This window comes from Micromonospora sp. IBSANI012 (assembly GCF_052814045.1).
The window spans coordinates 3,563,561-3,580,994 of record NZ_CP199933.1 but is presented as its reverse complement, the minus strand read 5'-3'; the positions used below and the strand labels follow the sequence as shown (position 1 = coordinate 3,580,994).

Here is a 17,434-nt window from a genome sequence, read left to right as displayed (position 1 = left end):
GAGCGCCACATCGTTGTAACGTCCGCTTAACGACCGGATGCTAGGCCGAAAAAGCCGACTTATTCAAGAGGTGATCTCCAACTGATATGCTCCGAACCGTGGATCAGTCCTCCCCAGGGGTCGCACGCATCCCGCCCGCCCCTGCCGAGGCCGGGCTGCACGCCCGCGTTCTCGACCACCTCGGCACCGCCATCTGCGGCGGCGAGGTGGCCGCCGGATCCGTCCTCAACATCGACGACCTCGTCGAGCGGTACGCCGTGTCCCGCTCGGTGATCCGCGAGGTCCTGCGGGTGCTCGCGTCCATGGGATTCGTCGAGACCCGACGCCGGGTCGGGGTCATGATCCGACCGGCCGAGGTGTGGAACGTCTTCGATCCGCAGGTGATCCGCTGGCGGCTCGCCTCGGCCGGCCGCATGGCGCAGATGCGCTCGATCACCGAACTGCGGACCGCCGTCGAGCCACACGCCGCGTGGCTGGCCGCCGGCCGCGTCGACCACGACGAGGCGAGCGAACTGGTCGGGCTCGCCGCCAAGATGTGGGCCGCCGGGAAGGCCGGTGACGAGGAGCGCTTCCTCAGCCTTGACATCGAGTTCCACCGGCGGGTGCTGGTCGCTTCCGGCAACGAGATGTTCGTGAAACTCCAGGAACTGGTCGCCGAGGTGCTCACCGGCCGGCACCACTACCACCTGATGCCGCACTACCCGGACGAGCAGGCTCTGCAACTGCACGCCGACGTCGCCCAGGCGATCCAGCGACGGGACGGCGAACGGGCCCGGGACGCCATGGTGCGGATCATGGAGCAGGCGTTCGACGAGATGAAGTCGATGTGGGAGCAGACCGGCGAGCCCGGCCAGGGTTGACCCCGACGGTCCGATTTAGCTGAGCCCCGCCCGTTTTGGGCGGGTCGCCGTGGCAGCCATACCGCCGGGGTATGACCCAGCGGGTAGGGCCAGTCAATCGACTGCCATCAATATGATGTCCGCAATGGTGAATCAGGTGCGCTCGAGGCGTGCCGGTCCTGATGCGGAGGAACACATGCTTCGTTGGCGCACCCTCACCGGCCTGCTGGCCGCCGCGTTGGCCGCGGTGACCGCGGGCAGCCTCACCCTCGCCGCGCCCGCCGCCGCGGCCGACCGCACGCCGACCCCGTACGTCGTCGGCGGCACCCGCGCCGCCCAGGGGGAGTTCCCGTTCATGGTGCGACTCTCGATGGGCTGCGGCGGGGCGCTGTACAGCCCCCGACTGGTGCTCACCGCCGCGCACTGCGTCGGCGGCACGGGCACCAACACCAGCATCACCGCGACGCTCGGGGTGGTCGACCTGCAGTCGTCCAGCCGGATCACCGTCCGGTCGAACTACGTCTACCGCGCGCCCGGCTACAACGGCAACGGCAAGGACTGGGCCCTGATCCGGCTGGCCACCCCGGTCAACGGGTTGAGCACCCTGCCGATCGCCACGACGACCGCCTACGACAACGGCACGTTCACCGTCGCCGGCTGGGGCGCGGCCCGAGAGGGCGGCTCCCAGCAGCGGTACCTGCTCAAGGCGACCGTGCCGTTCGTGAGCGACGCCACCTGCGACGCCAACTACGGCGGCCAGATCATCACCGCCGAGGAGATCTGCGCCGGGTACGCGAGCGGCGGCACGGACACCTGCCAGGGCGACTCGGGCGGCCCGATGTTCCGCCGCGATGCCACCAACGCCTGGATCCAGGTCGGCATCGTCAGCTGGGGCAACGGCTGCGCCCGGCCCAACTACCCCGGCGTCTACACCCAGGTGAGCTACTTCTCCTCGTCGATCGCCTCGGCCGCCGCCAGTCTCGGCGGCTGACCGCGCGCCGCCGGTCCCGGCGGCCGATCGTACGACCCCGCGCAGCCCGGCTGACGACCAGCCGGGCCGCCGGCGTGCCGGCGCAGATGCCGTGTCACCGGACTGTCACAGGAGACGCACAGATTCTGGCGCGCGGTGACGCTGGGGTGACGCCGATTGCGCAGACTTCCAGCTGAGGCGAGCGATCCACGGGTCACCCGAGGCCCCCATTCACCGGTCCAGCCGGCGGTCGGTCGGCTCCGACAGGGCCTTCGCCGCCCATGGTCCCCCGGTGCAGGGAGTCGATCGTGAACTGTGACAAGAGCACACGGTTGTCCACGGCAGGGGGCAGCACACCAGAGTCGGCGTCCGACGCCGAGCCGACAGTCCGCCTCCTGCTGCTCGGCGGCTTCCGGCTGCTGCACGGCAGGCGGCCGGTGGTGGTGCCGCGCGGCCTGCAACGCACCATCGCGCTGATCGGGCTGCGCCCGGGCGCGACCCGCGCCCACCTGGCCGGCCTGCTCTGGCCGGAGGTGCCGGAGGAGCGCGCCCTGTCCTCGTTGCGGACCGCGCTGTGGCGGCTGCGCCGGGACCCGTCCTGCCCGGTGATCACCGACGGCGACACGGTCCGGCTGCACCCGAGGGTCGACGTGGACGTCGACGAGCTGGCCCGGGCGGACGCCCGGGTGAGCCAGGGCGGCGATCCCCGGCCGGCGGCGGCGGTCCTCGCCGCCGGGCGCCACGACCTGCTGCCCGGCTGGTACGACGACTGGGTCCTGCTGGAGCGGGAACGGCTCAGACAGTTGCGGCTGCACCTGCTCGACGAGATGGCCCGGGCCCACCTGCGCGCCGGCGAGCACGGGGAGGCGTTGCAGGCCGCGCTCGAGGCGATGGCGGCCGAACCGTTGCGCGAGACCCCGCACCGGCTGGTGGTCCAGACGCACCTGGCGGAAGGCAACGCGTACGAGGCGCTGCACGCCTACTTCGTCTACCGCGACCTCCTGCGGCGCGAGTTGCAGCTGGAACCGTCCGCGGCGATGCGCGCGCTCATCAGCGAGGTGCTCACGTCGCACGACCGGCCGAGACAGGCCCCCGCCCAGCCGGCACGCGGTGTTCCGCGACTCGTCCCCGGCCCGGCCGGCGGCCGCGCCACCGTGCGCGCCCACCCCGGCCCGGCGAACCTCCTCCCCGCGCCCACGGCGGGCCACCCGCCGGCGCGGGCGCCACTGCCCCGCGGGCCCGTCCCCGCCCCGTCAACTTGGCCGGACCCGGCGCCGGTCGCCGGTGACGGCGGGGTGACGCGAGGTCCGGCAAGGTCGCAGGACGACGGCGTCGCGGTCCGGGCGCCGCTGGCCGGGACCTGTCACCCGGCGCAGCCGGGAGTGCCGCCGTTCGGTCCGGGCGACCGGTCGAGAAAGGACGCGCGTCGGCCGTCGTCCCGACCGTGAGGCCGGCGGACCGGCCGAGGAACCACCTCCGCGGGGCCCAGGAAGGAATCCGTGATGATCCGCAGAACGCTCGCCGCTCGCGACTCCCGCCCGACAACGGCCGACGTGCGCCGTCCCCGACGGTGCCACCGCCGCACCGTCCCGCGCAGGCCGTCGAAGGAGCTTCCATGATCAGAGCGATGTGCCGAATACGCGCGCGGCCGGGCTGCGAGGGTGCCGTGGCAGCCGCGTGGCGAACGGTCGCCGGGCAGGTCGGCGAGCTGCCCGGCAACCTCGTGCAGGCCCTGCTCCTCGACACCGACGACCCGCGCTCGGTCGTCGTCGTCACCGAGTGGACCGACGAGTCGGCGCTGCGCGGCTACGAGAGCGGCCCCGTCGCCGCGCGCTTCTCCGCCGCCGTCCGCCCGCTGCGGGAGCCGCCCTCGGCCGACAGCTACCGGGTGATGCGCGACCCCGGCGGGCCGGGGCGGAGCATTTTCGTGGACGTCGAGGTCACCGTGCCGGCCGCCCGGCTCGCCGAGTTCACCCGCGGCTACGCCGAGGTGAAGGCACGGATGGCGGAAGTGCCCGGCTACCTGCGCGAGGACCTGCTGCGCGAGCCCGACTCGGACGTCCACCACATCTTCGCCGAATGGCGCAGCGAAGCGGAGTTCTTCCGCTGGATCGGCAACCCCGCACACGCGCAGGAGGAGGCCGGCCCGATCGCGCCGTTCCTCCTCGACTTCCGGCGCCGCCTGTTCCACAGCGCGGCTCATCCCGACACCAGGCGAGAACCGAGTACGGGCAAGGAGATCGACGTGCACACGACAACGGACGTACTCATCGTCGGAGCGGGGCCCACCGGGCTGACCGCCGCCGTCGAGCTGGCCCGGCGCGGCATCGAGTGCCGGGTGGTCGAGAAGCAGGCCACCCCGCCGGGGCAGGCCGACAAGGCGATCGGCGTGCACTGCCGGACGATGGAGATCTGGGAGAGCCAGGGCATCGTGCGCGACGCGATGGACGCCGGGATCTGGCTGACCGGCAACATGGTCTTCGTCAACGGGGTGCAGACCCACCAGATGAGCTGGGAGCTGCCCGAGCTGCCCTACGCGCACCTCGGCCTGCCCCAGTACGAGACCGAGCGCATCCTCACCGAACGGCTGGCCACCCTCGGCGTACGCCCGCAGCGCGGCGCCGAGCTGGTCGCGTTCACCCAGGACGACGACGGCGTGCTGGCCACGCTCGCGACCGCCGCCGGCGAGGAGACGGTACGCGCGAAGTACCTCGTCGGCTGCGACGGCGCGCACAGCAAGGTCCGCGAGCTGCTCGGGTTGACGTTCTCCGGCGGACTGGGCCGGTTCCCGCAGCTGTTCATGCTCTGCGACGTGGACGTGGACTGGGACATGCCGGAAGGCCACCTGCTCCGGTTCATGCACGAGACCGACGGCCAGATGGACGGGATGCTGGTCTGCGTGCCGCTGCGCGGCGAGTCCCGGTACCGGATCGCCACCCTCGCGCCGCCCCGGTTCTTCGCGCAGACCGGCGGGCAGGACGCCCCGCCGGGATTCAGCGAGGAACTCGCCGAACCCACCCTCGCCGACCTCCAGGTCGCGCTGGACCGGCTGGCCCCGCCCGGCACCCGCGCGTCGAACCTGCGCTGGTCGTCGGTGTTCCGGATCAGCCACGGCATCGTGGACCGGTACGGCGACGGCCGGGTGTTCGTGGCCGGCGACGCGGCCCACCTGCACCCACCCGCGGGCGGCCAGGGCATGAACACCGGCATCCAGGACGCCTGGAACCTGGCGTGGAAACTGGCCCTGGCGGTACGCGGGATCGCCGCCCCCGGGCTGCTGGACAGCTACGAGACCGAACGGCGCCCGGAGGGCGAGGAGATCGTCGGGCGCGCGGTGCGGCTGGCCTTCACCGACGAGCTGGACCGCGACGACCTGAAGCGGCAGTTCCTCCAGGAGATGTCCATGCTGCTCAGCTACGCGGACAGCCCGCTGGTCGGCGAGTCGCTGTCCGCTCCCGACGCCCTGCGCGACGGCCCCGGGCCGGGCGACCGCGCCCCCGACGTCGGTGGCCTGCACCGGCGGGGCGTCGGACACCCGCTGCGCCTGCACGAGCTGACCCACGGCACCCGGCACACGCTGCTGCTCTACGCCGACGGCTCCGCCAACCTGGCGGCGTCGACCGCCCTGGGGAAGCTCTGCGCCGACGTCCGCCGGCAGACGTCCGGGCAGGTCGACATCTACCTGCTGCTCAGCCCGGACGCCCCGGTGCCGGCGCTGCTCGATCCGCCGGTGGTGCACGACGCCGAAGGCGGGTTCCGCGCCACCTACGGCGTCAACGGCAGCGGCCTCTACCTGATCCGCCCGGACGGGCACGTCGGGTTCCGCAGCCAGCCGATCGACGCCGACGCGCTCGGCAAGCACCTGCAACTGGTCTTCGGAGGCGCGCGATGACGACGGTACGCACCGTGCTCGCCATGCGTACCAAGGAGGGCTGCGAGGAACGGTTCGAGGCGGAGTGGCGCTCGGCGGCGGAGGAGATCCGCGCGCTGGACGGGTGCCTGAACCAGGACCTGGTCCGCGACGCCGACGACCCGCGCAGCTATCTGATCATCAGCGACTGGGCGGACCGCGAACGGCTGGACGCCTTCGGCCGCAGCGAGCACCGGGACCGCCTGCTGCAGATGATCCGCGAGCTTCGCGAATCCGCGCAGCGGCACACCTACCAGGTTCTGCACAGCGTACGCAGCGAGCCCGAGGAGTCGCGATGACCGAGGATGCCGTACCCGCGTCGGAGCTCTACACCCCCGAGTTCGCCGCCAATCCCTATCCCGCCTTCGCCCGGCTGCGGGCGGAGAAGCCGGTGTGCCCGGTCAGCTCGCCGCGGTTCGACTCGTACCTGATCACCCGGTTCGACGACGCCAAGGCCGCGCTGATCGACCCCCGGCTGTCCAAGGACCTCTACGGCCCGGGTCAGGAGTACCTGCGGATCTTCGGGCCGAACTCCGAGGCGTTGAACAAGAACATGCTCAACGCGGACCCGCCGGAGCACACCAGGCTGCGCCGGATCGTGTCGCAGGCGTTCGCGCCGCGTCGGGTGGAGGCCCTGCGGCCCCGGGTGGCGGAGATCGTGGACAACCTGCTCGACAAGATCATCCCGCAGGGCCAGGCCGAGCTGATGCACGACTTCGCGATCCCGCTGCCGATGATGGTGATCAGCCAACTGCTCGGCATCCCGGAGACCGACCACGAGCGGGTCCTCGACTGGACCCAGGTGATCAGGACGTCCGGGTCGTCCGGCCGTAGCCCCGCGGAGGACCGGGCGGCCGTGCAGGAGGCCCAGCTGCGGCTGCACCACTATCTCGTCGACCTGATCCAGGCCAAACGCGCGCACCCCGGCGACGACATGATCAGCGCGCTGATCGACGCCTGCGAACACGACCGACAGCTGTCCGAACCCGAACTCGTCACCACCACGTTCCTGCTGCTGTTCGCCGGGCACCAGACCACCGCGGACTTCCTCGGCAACGCGACCGTGGCACTGCTGACCAATCCCGACCAGCTCGACCTGCTGCGCGCCAAGCCGGAACTGCTGCCCTCGGCGATCGAGGAGCTGCTGAGGTTCGACGGCCCGCTGCCGGTCGCCAGTCCCCGGATCGCCACCGAGGACGTCGAGTACCAGGGCGTCACCATCCCGCGCGGGTCGATCGTCGGCGTGGTGATCAACGCGGCGAACCACGACCCGGCCCACTTCGCCGACCCGGACCGGCTGGACCTGCGCCGGGTGCGGGGCCCGCACATCGGCTTCGGCCACGGCGTCCACTACTGCCTCGGGGTCTCGCTGGCCCGGATGGAGGCACAGATCGCCATCGAGGCGCTGCTGAGCCGGCTACCGGAGCTGCGACTCGCGGTGCCGGGCGCCGAGCTGCGCCGGCTGCCGGCCGGGTCACCGTTCCGTGGCCTGCTGGAACTCCCGGTCGAGTTCACCGCCGGGGGCGCCGGAGCGCCGCCCCCGATCGGCGGGGGCGCGGGAGCGTCGCCCCCGATCGGCAGCCAGAGATCACCGTCCACGCAAGCACGCGTCCACACACCCGAGGAGCGGTAATGGTCTTCCGAAACGTGATCGTCTGCCACATGGTTCCGGGCAGTGATGACATCGTCGGCAATGTCTTCGGCTACTACGACAAGTCGACCCGACCGCAGGACCTCGGCGTGATCGGGCGACGGCTGCTGTCCTTCCACGACCTCTACATCCACGTGATCGAACGCAGGGAGGACCCGAGGATCTCCGGCCAGACCCGGGGACTGCCGGCGTTTCAGAAGATCGCCGAAGCCATCGCCCCGTACGTGACGCCGTACCCGAAATACTGGAAGAACCCCTCCGACTCCGTCGCCAAGGAGTTCTACAGCTGGGTCCCTGAGAACCCGGCGCCGGAGTCGGAAGGCCGGAACCTCACCGTCATCATCGGACGGATCAAGCCCGGCGCGGAGCCCGACGTCGCGCGCATCTTCGGCGAGTCCGACGCCGGGTCGCTGCCGGTCCAGCTCGGCGTCACCGGACGCTGGCTGTACTCGATCGACGACGTCTACGTGCACCTGTTGGAACGCACCGACGCGGCGGCCGCCGACGGTGCGGGGCAGGACCACGAACAGCCGGTGTTCGCCAAGATCATGGCGGAGCTGAGCCCGTACATCAGCCCGTACGACCCGGAGACGTGGCGTGGGCCGGAGGACTCGGTGGCCAAGGAGTTCTACCGCTGGCAGGCCGAGGACTGAGCCTTCGGTGGCGGTCGCCGTGGCGTCACGGCGACCGCCACCGGGCCGTAGCGGATCAGCACCCGTTCACGTCGGCTCAGATCGGGCCGTGGTCCGCAGCCACCCGGCGAGCGTGTGCACCGGTACGCCCACCACCCTCGCCAGCAGGTCGAGCGGCGCCGCATGGCCGCGCCCCGCGATGTCAGCGTGGATGTCACGCAGCCCCTGCCGGTACGCCTCACCGTCTCCCTCGGGGTCGGGCAGTTCGGCGACGCGCTGCTCGAAGTACCTGCGCGCCATGACCCGGTACGCGTCGACAGCGAGCACCTCGGTCTCGTCGGACGTCATCAGGAATCCACCTTTTATGGAGTGGAGGTAGGGGTCGGGGTGGCCGCGCCGATCACGCCGCCGAAGAAGACCAGGACGGTGAGCGCGATCGCGGGTGCGACGAAGACGTAGCCGAGCACCAGCCCGGCGACGGCCATGCCGCGCCCGGACTTCAGGCCGTCGCGGGTCTCGTGCAGGCCGACGTGTCCGAGGATGACGGCGAGCAGGCAGGGAAGGCCGAACACACACCATCCGCCGAGCACGCCGACGATGCCGAGCACCATCGCGGCGGTGGCGCTGCCGGACGTGGGCGGCGCCGCAATCAGCAGCGGCGCCGGATACGGCACGGCCGGCGGATACGGCACCGCCGGCGGGTAGGGCCGGGCCGGCGGATAGGGGCCGGCGGGAACGGCCGAGACCGGTGGCAGGGGTCGGGTCGGCTCGTGGCCGGGCTGAGGGTAGGTCATCGTCGGGATTCCTGTCCTTGGTCGAGTCGGTGGAGCAGGGCGGCGACCTCGCTGTGCAGGCGGCGCAGCTCCGCCGCCGTCGGGGCGAGCTCGTAGCAGTGGTGGTGGGTGGCGGCCGACAGCGTCGACCAGGCGTAGGTGATCCGGCGGGCCACCTCGGCGCCCGGCCCGAGCCGACCGCGCAGCATCAGCTGCTTGGCCCGGCCCTGCCGGCACGCCGCCACGGCCGGCCGGACCCGCCGCCAGTAGTCGTCGATGCCGCCTTCGAGGGCGAGCCGGATCAGGCAGGCGCAGGCCCGCGGCCACCAGCCGGCGGTCACCGCCGACGCGCCGAGCGGGCCGGCGCCACACAGCAGCTGGTCGGCCGCCGCCAGGCAGCGGCGGGGCGTCGGCGCGGTCACGCCAGCACCTTCGCCAGGGCGCGGGCGTCCGTGACCAGGCCGGGCAGATCCGCCAGGTACGCCCCGTGCACGCCCTCCCGGCAGGCCCGGTACGCGTCGACCGCCCAGCCGCCGTGGCGTCCCAGCCAGCCGAGCACGTCGCCACCGCGGTCCGCGTCGTCGAAGACGGCCAACGCCACGATCGTGGTCAGCCGGCGGGACGCGTCGACGATCGCCGCCTCGATGTCGTCATGGGGCACCCCCCGGGTCACCCGAACCCGCCACACCCGCAGGTGGCAGGCCGCCTCGATCGCCGACCGGCACAGCTCCGCCACCACCGGCCCGCGGACGTCGGCGGGCAGCTCGTCGTTGCGGGCCAGGGCGTACGCGTCGTCCAGGTAGCGGGTGACCGGGTCCGAGCCGGGCCGCAGGGTCACCACGGACCGCTCGGCGCGCTGCACCTCCACGATCCGCGCCCGCCCCAGGTCGAGCCGGCCCACCGCGTCGGGCAGCCGGGTGTCGTGGGTGAAGACCACCACCTGCCGGTCCTCGGCCAACTCGGCGAGCACCCGGGCCAGCCCGTCCACCTTCGACGGATCCATGCTCTGCACCGGGTCGTCGACGACGATGAACCGGAACGGGCTCTCCGGGGCGCAACTGCGCGGCAGGAACGTGGCCAGCCCGAGGGCCTGCATCTCACCCTGGCTCATCACGCCCAGCGCGGTGCCGTTGTCGGCGCCGTCCACGCTCACCGGGAAGACCACCCGTCGCCGGGTGTTCGTCCCGGCGAGGGCCATCGCGCCCAGCTCGACGTTGCTCTCCTGCCGCAGCTGCTTCCAGATCCGCTGCGAGTGCGCGGCGAACGGCGCGATCCGCTCGTCGCGGACCGCCGCGCCGGTCTCCCGCAACCAGGCGCGCGCGGCCTTCACCCGGGCCAGCGTCGCTTCCCGCGCCGCCAGCCCGCCGACCGCGGCGACCCACTCGCGCAATTCGGCCGCCGCCGCCCGCCACCCGGTGTCGCGCTGCCGCAGGAACCCTTCGGCGTACGCACGGGCCGCGTCCGCCGCCGCCACCACCGCCGGGTACCGCGCGGCCAGGTGGTCCGCCAGGTCGGCCGGTTCCCCGGGTACGCCCCGCAGCGCGGCCACGGCCTCCCGCAGCGCCCCGAGCAGCGCCTCCGCTCCGTCACCCGCGCGCGGCACCTCCATGCCGATGCCCCTGAGCGGCGACCCGGTCGGCGTCTGCGATCCGGGGCCGTCGGGCACGGTCAGGTCGTCGATCAGGTGGTGCGCCTGGCGCAGCAGCGCGGTGAGCCGGGTCGCCGCGGTCTGGGCGGCGACGCTGCGCTGCCGCAACTCGGTCAGGCTCGCGGCGGCGGAGGCCCGCCACCCACCGTCGAGGGCGCCGGTGGCGCAGACGGGACAGGGCCCGTCGCCCCGGTCCTCGTGGTGTTCGATCGCGAGGCGGAGCAGTTCCGCGCTGCGCAGCGCCGCCCGGGACCGACCGCCGTCGTACCGGAGGGTCTCGGTCGCCGCCTCCCGCAGCTGCCCGGCCAGCCGCGTCACCTCGTCCACCGGCGGCAGGTCGAGGGCGGCGAGCTCCCGGCACAGCAGCACCGCCCCGTCGGCGGTCGCCTCGTCCGGCTCGTCGAGGATCGCCGTCAACGCCGGCAGGTCGACCGCGCCCCGGCCGCGCAGCAGCACAGCGGCCCGCCGGGCCCGGTCGTCGGCGACCTCGGCGAGCAGGTCGGCCAGGGCGGCGCGCTGTGCGCGTACCTCCTTGACGGCCGTGTCGTGCGGCCGGGCGGCGCGCATCAGCCGCTGGTCGGCGTCGGTGAGGGCGTCCAGGCCAAGGATGGCGAAGAGCGCGTCGAAGAGCTGGCTCTGCGTGCCGGCGGCGAGTCGGCCCAGCTCGGCGGCGGTGAGGAACGGCCGGTACAGCTCCAGCGGGCGGGTCAGGCCCAGCTCGGCGAGGCCGTCGCGCCGCCCTCGCGCGCTGGTCACGGTCACCTCCGCGTCGGCCAGCTCACCCCCGGCGGGCCAGGCCCGCGCCACCCGGGTCGGCACGGCCTCGCCGTCGACCCGCAGCTCCACACCGATCCGGCACGGGTCCGGGGCGTGCAGGTTGCGCCACCCGGTACGCCAGACGCTGGTCTTGTCGGCCCAGCGGGCGCTGTCGCCGGTGAGGGCGAGCTCGACGGCCTCGGCGAAGCTCGACTTGCCGGAGCCGTTGCGGCCGACGACCAGGGTGAGGCCCGGCCCGGGCGCGATGTCGAGAGTGCGCTCGGGGCCGACGCCGCGGAACCCGGCGACGGTCACCGACTTCAGCCAGATCCGCTCCGACGGCTCGTCGTTCGCCGGGGAACGCGGGTCGAGCCGGGTGGGGTTGCCGGCGAGGGCGGCGGTCAGGTCATCCTCGCCGGTGAGCGCGGCGAGGACCAGTTCGGCGGTGTCCGCCTTCACGTCGCTGTCGGCGGCGAGCCGGTCGAAGATCAGCTCGATCAAGGGCTGTGCGGGCTCGGTCATGGTCGCCTCCAGGGGCAGGGTGTCCGCGGGCCGGGCGGCCCGCCCGGGATGAGCGGTGGACGTGGCTGCGGTGCGGCTCAGTGGGTGGGGCCGGCCCAGGCGGCGGGCGGGGGAGTCAACTCCTGACGGGGGACGGTCATGGTCATCTCCAGGCGGGTGAGGTCCGCACGGCCGACGGGTCATCGGTCCGCTCGGGGTTGCACGGTGAGGTGCTGCCGGGACGCTGTGGAGCTGATGACGTGGACGGATCGGCTGCCCCGCCGAGCAGGTCAGCCGACGGCGGTGGCGTGCCAGTCGCGCAGGAACGCGTCGACCAGGGCGTGCGCCCGAGGACGCAGGTCGAAGGACTCCTCCCGCCGGCGGCGGGCCATGTGCGACAGGCCGTCGGCGGCCTCGTTCAGGGCGTGGCCGCTGTGCCCCTTGACGTGCGCGAACATCAGGTCGGGGCGGCGGGCCACCTGCTCGGCGAGCCGGACCAGGGTGGGCTGGTCCGACCAGCGGCGCTGCCGCAGGCTGTAGCCGGCCGGCATCGCGCCGGTCTCGCCGGCCTGCCAGCGGTGCAGGTAGCGCAGGGCGGTGAGGTTGTCCAGCAGCACCGTCATGCCCGCCGGCGGCTCGTCGTACGCGGTCAGCAGGTAGTCGACCGCCCGCAGCTCGTTGATCAGCACCCGGGAGGCGCCGGTCGGGTCGAGCCGGCCGGTGCCCCGGCCGAGCAGGCCGTAGTGGCCGTCGCTGACGACGTACCCGATGCCGCCGACGCGGCCCTTCCAGCTGGCGTCGGTCGCGGCCACCAGCGGCGCGGACGTCGTCGCCCAGCGGACCACCCGGCCGCGGCCGCGCTGCTGGTCGTCGCCGGACCGGCTGTGGATGCCGTGGTCGGCCGCGAGCCGGTCGGCGGTGTCGAGCAGTTCGCCGGCGGAGGTCAGCTCGTCGTAGTGGGCGGCGGTGAGGGCCAGGCGGACGGCGTCGCCGATGCGCTGGCAGTCGTCGCAGCGGGTGGGGCGGGTGAAGGGGCGCAGGGTGAGGGCGCGGTCGTGCAGGGGAGGGGGGAGCAGGGCCAGGGTGCGGAGGAACTCATCGGGACGCACGACGCCTCCTGACGTCTGATGGGGGAGGGAGGGCTTGTTGCGCGCTACAGAGCTGACGGCGTAGACGAATCAAGCGGGCGCGATGGTCCAGTTGCCGTCGGCCGTGACCTGCACGAGCGCGGGCGCCGTCAGCGGACGGACTCCCGAGTAGCCACCGATCTCGTTGACCAGCAGGCCACCCTCGCCGGTCTCCAGGGAGTAGGCGTGCACCACGAAGTTGGAGCTGCCCCGGGAGTGGGTGATCTTCACCGCGGTGGCGTCTCCGCCGAGGACGATGACGTTGTCGCCCTTCCCCGACGCCTTTCCCGAGAGGGCCTTGGTGGCCATCTGGTCGACCGATCCGATGGTCAGGGTCCAACTGCCCGTCGCCTCGACCTCGAACTGAGTGGTGAGCGCGCCGTCCTCAAGGTTGATCCAGCGCTTGCCGCTGTACGAGCCGATCTCGTTGACCAGCAGGCCGTCGGGCCCGTCGCTGCGCAAGACAGTGTTGCTGCTGCATCGACAGGTGAACTTCACGACGGCCAGATCGGTCAGCTCGGGAATCCGCACCACGTCATCACCTCGCCCCTTGATCACCTTGGGCTTGGGCGCCGGCGGGGTCGTGGTCGGAGCCGCCGTCGTCGGCGGGGCGCTGGTCGGAGCCGCCGTCGTCGGGGCCGCGGTGGTCGGCGACGCCGTCGTGGCAGCGGGGGTGGGGCTGCTGGAGTCCTGGCCGCTCGCGCCGGTCGAGGGTTTCCCGTCATCGCTACTGACCGCCCCGATGACCGCACCGCCGCAGCAGAGGGCGATGACCAGAGCGATACCGCCCACGGCCCACGCCCGGACGTGGGACCTCTTGCCAGGCGTGGCCGGGACAGGCGCGCCGAGCAGCATGCCGCCCGCAGGGGTGGTGGACGTCGGGTCGCCAGTGGGCGGGAACGGGGGCTGCGACGGGTCGGCGGGCTCGCCCGGCGGCATCGGGGTAGTCGGGTCGGTCACGGCAGGACTCCTCTGTGAACAGGTGGTGCTGTGAACAGCCGGGCATGCCGGGGCGGGCGGATCGGTGCCCGCCCCGGTGCGGAAGGAGAGGTCAGCTGAGGGCGACCTCGATGCCGCCGGAGAACATCGAGTCGTGGAGCTCGAGCTTGGTGAGCTTCACGTTCTTCGGGATGTCGAAGACGAACACGCCGGTCACCTGGTTGCCGGGGTTGATCTCCTCGAAGAAGGTGCTCTGCTCCTTGTTGGCGTAGAGGCCGGCCTCCGTGTCGGACGAGTACTCGGTGCCGTCGGCCGCGTAGGCCTTCTGGCTGCTGCCGTCGAGGGTCTGCGGCTCCTTGCCGATGTTCTTGACGTTGATCGTGACCAGGCAGAACTGGCCCTGGGCCTTGTCGCCGAGCATCGAGGTGCCGACCTTCGCGACGCCGCACTTCGACGACTTCACCGTGAACTCAAACTTCCCGTCCCGGGCCGCCTGGCCGATCTTCGCGGTCTTCGCCGGCTTGTCTTCGCCCTTGGCGCTCCCGGCGTCGGCCTTGCTGCTGGCGGCGTCGTCGGTGGCACCGGAGCCGCAGCCCAGCGCGACGAGGCCGGTGGCGATCAGGGCGAGAGTGGTGGTCTTGCGCATCGTTGTCCTCCTGATGTGAACGTTGCGGCGTCAATGAGAGCACTATCCGTGAACACTGTCAACAAGCATGATGCTTGACAGGTGTGACACACTTCGGAGGTGCAGGAGACCCCGACCATCACGGCGGCGGAGATCGCCCGGCTCGCCGGGGTCGGTCGGGCCGCTGTCAGCAACTGGCGCAAACGGCACGCCGACTTCCCCGCCCCGGTGGGCGGCACCGCCGCCAGCCCAGAGTTCGACCTGATCCAGGTCGAACAGTGGCTGCGCGCGCAGGGCAAGCTCCCCGAGCTCGCCATGGCCGACCGGCTCTGGCGGCACCTCGCGGCAGCCAGCGAATCCCCGGCCGCCGGCCTCGCCGCCGTCGGTGCCCTGTTGCTGGCCCGCCAGCGCGGCGGCCGTCCCCGCCGGGCCGACCCGCACCTGGCACCCCTGTTGCCCGACGTCGACGCACTGGCTGACGAGCTGGGCCCGCAGGGCGCCTTCGACGAGTTGTGGCAACGGTTCTCCGCACCAGGCCCGGGCCGACTGTTCGCCACCCCCGACGACCTGGCCGACCTCATGGTCGGGCTCGCCGACGTCGGCGGCGGCTCCGTCCTCGACCCCGCCGCCGGCTCTGGCGCCATCCTGCGGGCCGCCGTCCGCGCCGGCTGCACCTCCGCGTACGGGCAGGAGCTCGACGAGGACCTCGCGACGCTCGCCCGACTCTGGCTGGCCCTGCGCGAGGTGCCGGGAGATGTGGTCGCCGGGGACTCACTGCGGGCGGACGCCTTCGCAGGTCGCGCCTTCGACGCGGTCGTCTGCCATCCACCGTTCGGCGCCACAAACTGGGGCGACGAGGAACTTGGTCACGACCCACGCTGGATCGTCGGCACCACCCCGCGTACCGAACCGGAGCTGGCCTGGGCGCAGCACGCGCTCGCCCGCCTGCGGGTCGGCGGACACGCCGTACTGCTGATGCCGCCCACGGTGGCCAGCCGACGGGCCGGCAAGCGGATCCGCAGCGAACTGCTGCGCCGCGGCCACCTGCGCGCCGTCATCGCGCTTCCGCCAGGCGTGGCCGCGCCGCACGGCGTACCGCTGCACCTGTGGGTGCTGCGGCGGGCCGCGGCCGACGCGCCGCCACCGGCGCGGGCGTTGCTGGTCGACGCCGCCGGCGGCGACCTGGCCGAGACCGCCCCGCGCGTGCTGGCCGCGTGGCGGGCCTTCGCCGCCGCGCCCGACGCCGAGGTCGAGGAGGCCGGCTTCGCGCGCGCCGTCCCGGTCATCGAGCTGCTCGACGAGGAGGTCGATCTCACCCCCGCGCGCCGGCAACCCGCCGTCGGGGGCGAGGCTTCGGGAGAGCATCTGGTACGCACCAGGGAGCGGCTGGCCGCCGTCGTCGGGGAGCTGTCGGCGCTGATGCCGCAGGTCACGGCAGCCCCCACAGACGCGCCGCCAGCAGACACTCTGTCGGTCGCCGAGCTTGCCCGCACCGGCGCCCTACAGCTGATCGGCCCAATCCGTGCCGCATCCGGTGCGGTCGAGGGCGGTCCGGTAGGTGGCCTGGTGCTGACGGGTAGGGACGTGGTCGCCGGTGTCGAAGCATCAGGGCGGGACGACGGCACACTGCCGGAACGCGTTCCGCTGATGGCCGGGGACGTGGTCGTGCCGGTTGCGGCGCGGAAGTTGATGTCTCGGGTGATCACCTCGGACGGGATGCTCCTGGGGGGCCACCTCTACCTGCTGCGGCCCAACCCGGCCGCACTGGATCCATGGTTCCTGGCCGGGCAGCTGCGCAGCTCGACCAATGACAAGCAGACGACGAGCCTGTCCGGTACCCGGATCGACATCCGGCGGGCCCAGATCCGGCGGCTGTCACTGGCAGAGCAGCGGGCGCATGGTGAGGCGTTCCAGCGTCTCGTCACGTTCGAGTCGGCGGTCGCGGAGGTGGGGTCGCTCAGCGCCGAACTGGTGCGACTCACCGCGGATGGACTGGCCGCCGGCACCCTTCGGCCCGAGGATGGTGCACAGTGACCGCGCATCCGAACGACCCGGCAGGGGAGCAGCCCTGCGATTGGCGGAAGTTGCTGCCCAGCGATGCGTCGGACTACGACAGGGGGGTGGTTGAGGGCGGCCTCACCGCCGAGGAGCAGGACTTGCTCAGGCGGCAGCGCCGCGAGTGGGAGGCCCGGTGCGGGGGTGGGCCACTCAGCCCTGAGGAACTGGTCGACAGTCACACGATCCACGTCGTGCCGTCCCGCTGGGCCAGGTTCGCCGAGTACATGCCCTCCGGGGCCGGCAGTCATGCCTGCTTGCCGCTGAGTCGAGGCACGGTGACGGACGCTGCGCGAGGGTGTCGTCGCGAGAACGAAACCTGGCTGCCGCTGCTGGTCACCTCCTTCGCCTGGGGCTGGGGCAAGCGGGGTTTCGGCCCGGCCCGGCTCGCCTGGATCCTGAACGGCAGAGGACCTCTTCCCGGTCATTCCCCTGGCGAGATCGAGAACCGGCTGGCTGCTGCCGTCCAGGTGCTGGACGACCAGGGCGGCCGTGCCGCCTACCAGTTGCTGTTGAAAGGCAGACCCATCCCCGGATTCGGGCCCGCCTTCTTCACGAAGTTCCTCTACTTCGCCAGCAGGACCGAGAACGAGCGGTGCCTGGCGCTGATTCTGGACAAGCGGCTGGCGCGGCAGATGCGGTGCTTCTGGGAGCGACGCGCCGGCGAAGCTTATGCGGTGAACGGTCCCGCGGCCCGGTGGCTCTGGCGAGGACCGCGCTGGTCGCCCCGCCGCTATCAGGTCTACCTGGCCTTCATGTGTCGCGGCGCGGCGCAGTTGTCGGAGTCGGGAGAGCGATGGACGCCGGAGCTGGTGGAGCTGCTGCTCTTCCGGGGCGAGCCTGGCGACGGACCCGGCGGCCAACAGTGTCGCGTACCTGACTGACCAGTCGAATTGACGAGAAGCCGGCGGGATGATCCTCTTGCTGTCCTGCCGGTCTGTGAAGTGAACAAACAAACCTTTCGGCGGACTCCGGCCGTGTCAGTACGGGCGTACGGTGCGGGTCGGA

The 17,434-nt window shown here is 72.5% G+C and carries 15 protein-coding genes and 1 pseudogene; 9 read left to right on the top strand and 7 right to left on the bottom strand.

The window, feature by feature from the left end; translation table 11 throughout:
• Positions 1-98: 98 nt before the first annotated feature.
• The 7 genes and pseudogenes from ACTWM8_RS16580 to ACTWM8_RS16550 all read left to right on the top strand — a co-directional run bounded on the left by ACTWM8_RS16580 (position 99) and on the right by ACTWM8_RS16550 (position 8,023).
• The gene (locus tag ACTWM8_RS16580) at positions 99-860 is read left to right on the top strand and encodes a FadR/GntR family transcriptional regulator (protein WP_446209817.1); all 762 of its coding nucleotides are present in this window, start codon (positions 99-101) and stop codon (positions 858-860) included.
• A gap of 175 nt (positions 861-1,035) precedes the next feature.
• Positions 1,036-1,830: a S1 family peptidase gene (locus ACTWM8_RS16575; protein ID WP_446209816.1), complete on the top strand. Its 795-nt coding sequence runs from the start codon at positions 1,036-1,038 to the stop codon at positions 1,828-1,830.
• Between the two features lie 260 nt (positions 1,831-2,090).
• A pseudogene (locus tag ACTWM8_RS16570) lies at positions 2,091-2,912 on the top strand (AfsR/SARP family transcriptional regulator); the annotation flags it as partial.
• A 563-nt stretch (positions 2,913-3,475) separates the two neighbouring features.
• Positions 3,476-5,701: an FAD-dependent oxidoreductase gene (locus ACTWM8_RS16565; RefSeq protein WP_446209815.1), complete on the top strand. Its 2,226-nt coding sequence runs from the start codon at positions 3,476-3,478 to the stop codon at positions 5,699-5,701.
• Complete coding sequence (locus ACTWM8_RS16560; RefSeq protein ID WP_210774658.1) at positions 5,698-6,018, top strand: putative quinol monooxygenase; 321 nt, start codon at positions 5,698-5,700, stop codon at positions 6,016-6,018. The genes ACTWM8_RS16565 and ACTWM8_RS16560 overlap by 4 nt, the downstream gene beginning before the upstream one ends.
• Positions 6,015-7,352 carry a cytochrome P450 family protein gene (locus ACTWM8_RS16555; RefSeq protein ID WP_446209814.1) on the top strand — a complete coding sequence of 446 codons (1,338 nt, stop codon included), beginning with the start codon at positions 6,015-6,017 and terminating at the stop codon, positions 7,350-7,352. Before ACTWM8_RS16560 ends, ACTWM8_RS16555 begins: the two co-directional genes overlap by 4 nt.
• Positions 7,352-8,023, top strand: a complete 672-nt coding sequence (locus ACTWM8_RS16550) for a TcmI family type II polyketide cyclase (protein WP_446209813.1) — start codon at positions 7,352-7,354, stop codon at positions 8,021-8,023. Before ACTWM8_RS16555 ends, ACTWM8_RS16550 begins: the two co-directional genes overlap by 1 nt.
• 66 nt (positions 8,024-8,089) lie before the next feature.
• On the opposite strand, the gene ACTWM8_RS16545 is transcribed toward ACTWM8_RS16550, so the two are convergent.
• The 7 genes from ACTWM8_RS16545 to ACTWM8_RS16515 all read right to left on the bottom strand — a co-directional run bounded on the left by ACTWM8_RS16545 (position 8,090) and on the right by ACTWM8_RS16515 (position 14,392).
• A complete protein-coding gene (locus tag ACTWM8_RS16545) occupies positions 8,090-8,350 on the bottom strand; it encodes a hypothetical protein (protein WP_446209812.1) in 261 nt (86 codons plus the stop codon).
• Between the two features lie 14 nt (positions 8,351-8,364).
• Entirely contained in the window at positions 8,365-8,796 is a 432-nt protein-coding gene (locus ACTWM8_RS16540) for a DUF4190 domain-containing protein (protein WP_446209811.1), read from the bottom strand.
• Positions 8,793-9,197, bottom strand: coding sequence for a hypothetical protein (locus ACTWM8_RS16535; protein WP_446209810.1), 405 nt, complete (start codon positions 9,195-9,197; stop codon positions 8,793-8,795). The genes ACTWM8_RS16540 and ACTWM8_RS16535 overlap by 4 nt, the downstream gene beginning before the upstream one ends.
• A complete protein-coding gene (locus ACTWM8_RS16530; protein WP_446209809.1) occupies positions 9,194-11,701 on the bottom strand; it encodes an AAA family ATPase in 2,508 nt (835 codons plus the stop codon). The genes ACTWM8_RS16535 and ACTWM8_RS16530 overlap by 4 nt, the downstream gene beginning before the upstream one ends.
• Positions 11,702-11,970: 269 nt before the next feature.
• The gene (locus ACTWM8_RS16525) at positions 11,971-12,789 is read right to left on the bottom strand and encodes a hypothetical protein (protein ID WP_446209808.1); all 819 of its coding nucleotides are present in this window, start codon (positions 12,787-12,789) and stop codon (positions 11,971-11,973) included.
• 69 nt (positions 12,790-12,858) lie between these two features.
• Positions 12,859-13,767, bottom strand: coding sequence for a hypothetical protein (locus tag ACTWM8_RS16520; RefSeq protein ID WP_446209807.1), 909 nt, complete (start codon positions 13,765-13,767; stop codon positions 12,859-12,861).
• Positions 13,768-13,858: 91 nt separating this feature from the next.
• Positions 13,859-14,392 (bottom strand): DUF4352 domain-containing protein, encoded by a 534-nt coding sequence (locus ACTWM8_RS16515; RefSeq protein ID WP_446209806.1) that lies wholly within the window; start codon positions 14,390-14,392, stop codon positions 13,859-13,861.
• A 99-nt stretch (positions 14,393-14,491) separates the two neighbouring features.
• On the opposite strand from ACTWM8_RS16515, the gene ACTWM8_RS16510 reads away from it, so the two are divergent.
• Both ACTWM8_RS16510 and ACTWM8_RS16505 read left to right on the top strand, forming a co-directional pair.
• A complete protein-coding gene (locus ACTWM8_RS16510; protein WP_446209805.1) occupies positions 14,492-16,405 on the top strand; it encodes an N-6 DNA methylase in 1,914 nt (637 codons plus the stop codon).
• Positions 16,402-17,310 carry an 8-oxoguanine DNA glycosylase OGG fold protein gene (locus tag ACTWM8_RS16505; RefSeq protein ID WP_446209804.1) on the top strand — a complete coding sequence of 303 codons (909 nt, stop codon included), beginning with the start codon at positions 16,402-16,404 and terminating at the stop codon, positions 17,308-17,310. The genes ACTWM8_RS16510 and ACTWM8_RS16505 overlap by 4 nt, the downstream gene beginning before the upstream one ends.
• Positions 17,311-17,434: the final 124 nt, after the last annotated feature.

What these genes read in the sequence shown, in the direction of transcription:
- ACTWM8_RS16555 (WP_446209814.1), top strand. Translation starts at nt 6,015, where the DNA reads ATGACCGAGGATGCCGTACCCGCGTCGGAGCTCTACACCCCCGAGTTC.
- ACTWM8_RS16560 (WP_210774658.1), top strand. Translation starts at nt 5,698, where the DNA reads ATGACGACGGTACGCACCGTGCTCGCCATGCGTACCAAGGAGGGCTGC.
- ACTWM8_RS16540 (WP_446209811.1), bottom strand. Translation starts at nt 8,796, where the DNA reads ATGACCTACCCTCAGCCCGGCCACGAGCCGACCCGACCCCTGCCACCG.
- ACTWM8_RS16530 (WP_446209809.1), bottom strand. Translation starts at nt 11,701, where the DNA reads ATGACCGAGCCCGCACAGCCCTTGATCGAGCTGATCTTCGACCGGCTC.
- ACTWM8_RS16515 (WP_446209806.1), bottom strand. Translation starts at nt 14,392, where the DNA reads ATGCGCAAGACCACCACTCTCGCCCTGATCGCCACCGGCCTCGTCGCG.
- ACTWM8_RS16550 (WP_446209813.1), top strand. Translation starts at nt 7,352, where the DNA reads ATGGTCTTCCGAAACGTGATCGTCTGCCACATGGTTCCGGGCAGTGAT.
- ACTWM8_RS16575 (WP_446209816.1), top strand. Translation starts at nt 1,036, where the DNA reads ATGCTTCGTTGGCGCACCCTCACCGGCCTGCTGGCCGCCGCGTTGGCC.
- ACTWM8_RS16545 (WP_446209812.1), bottom strand. Translation starts at nt 8,350, where the DNA reads ATGACGTCCGACGAGACCGAGGTGCTCGCTGTCGACGCGTACCGGGTC.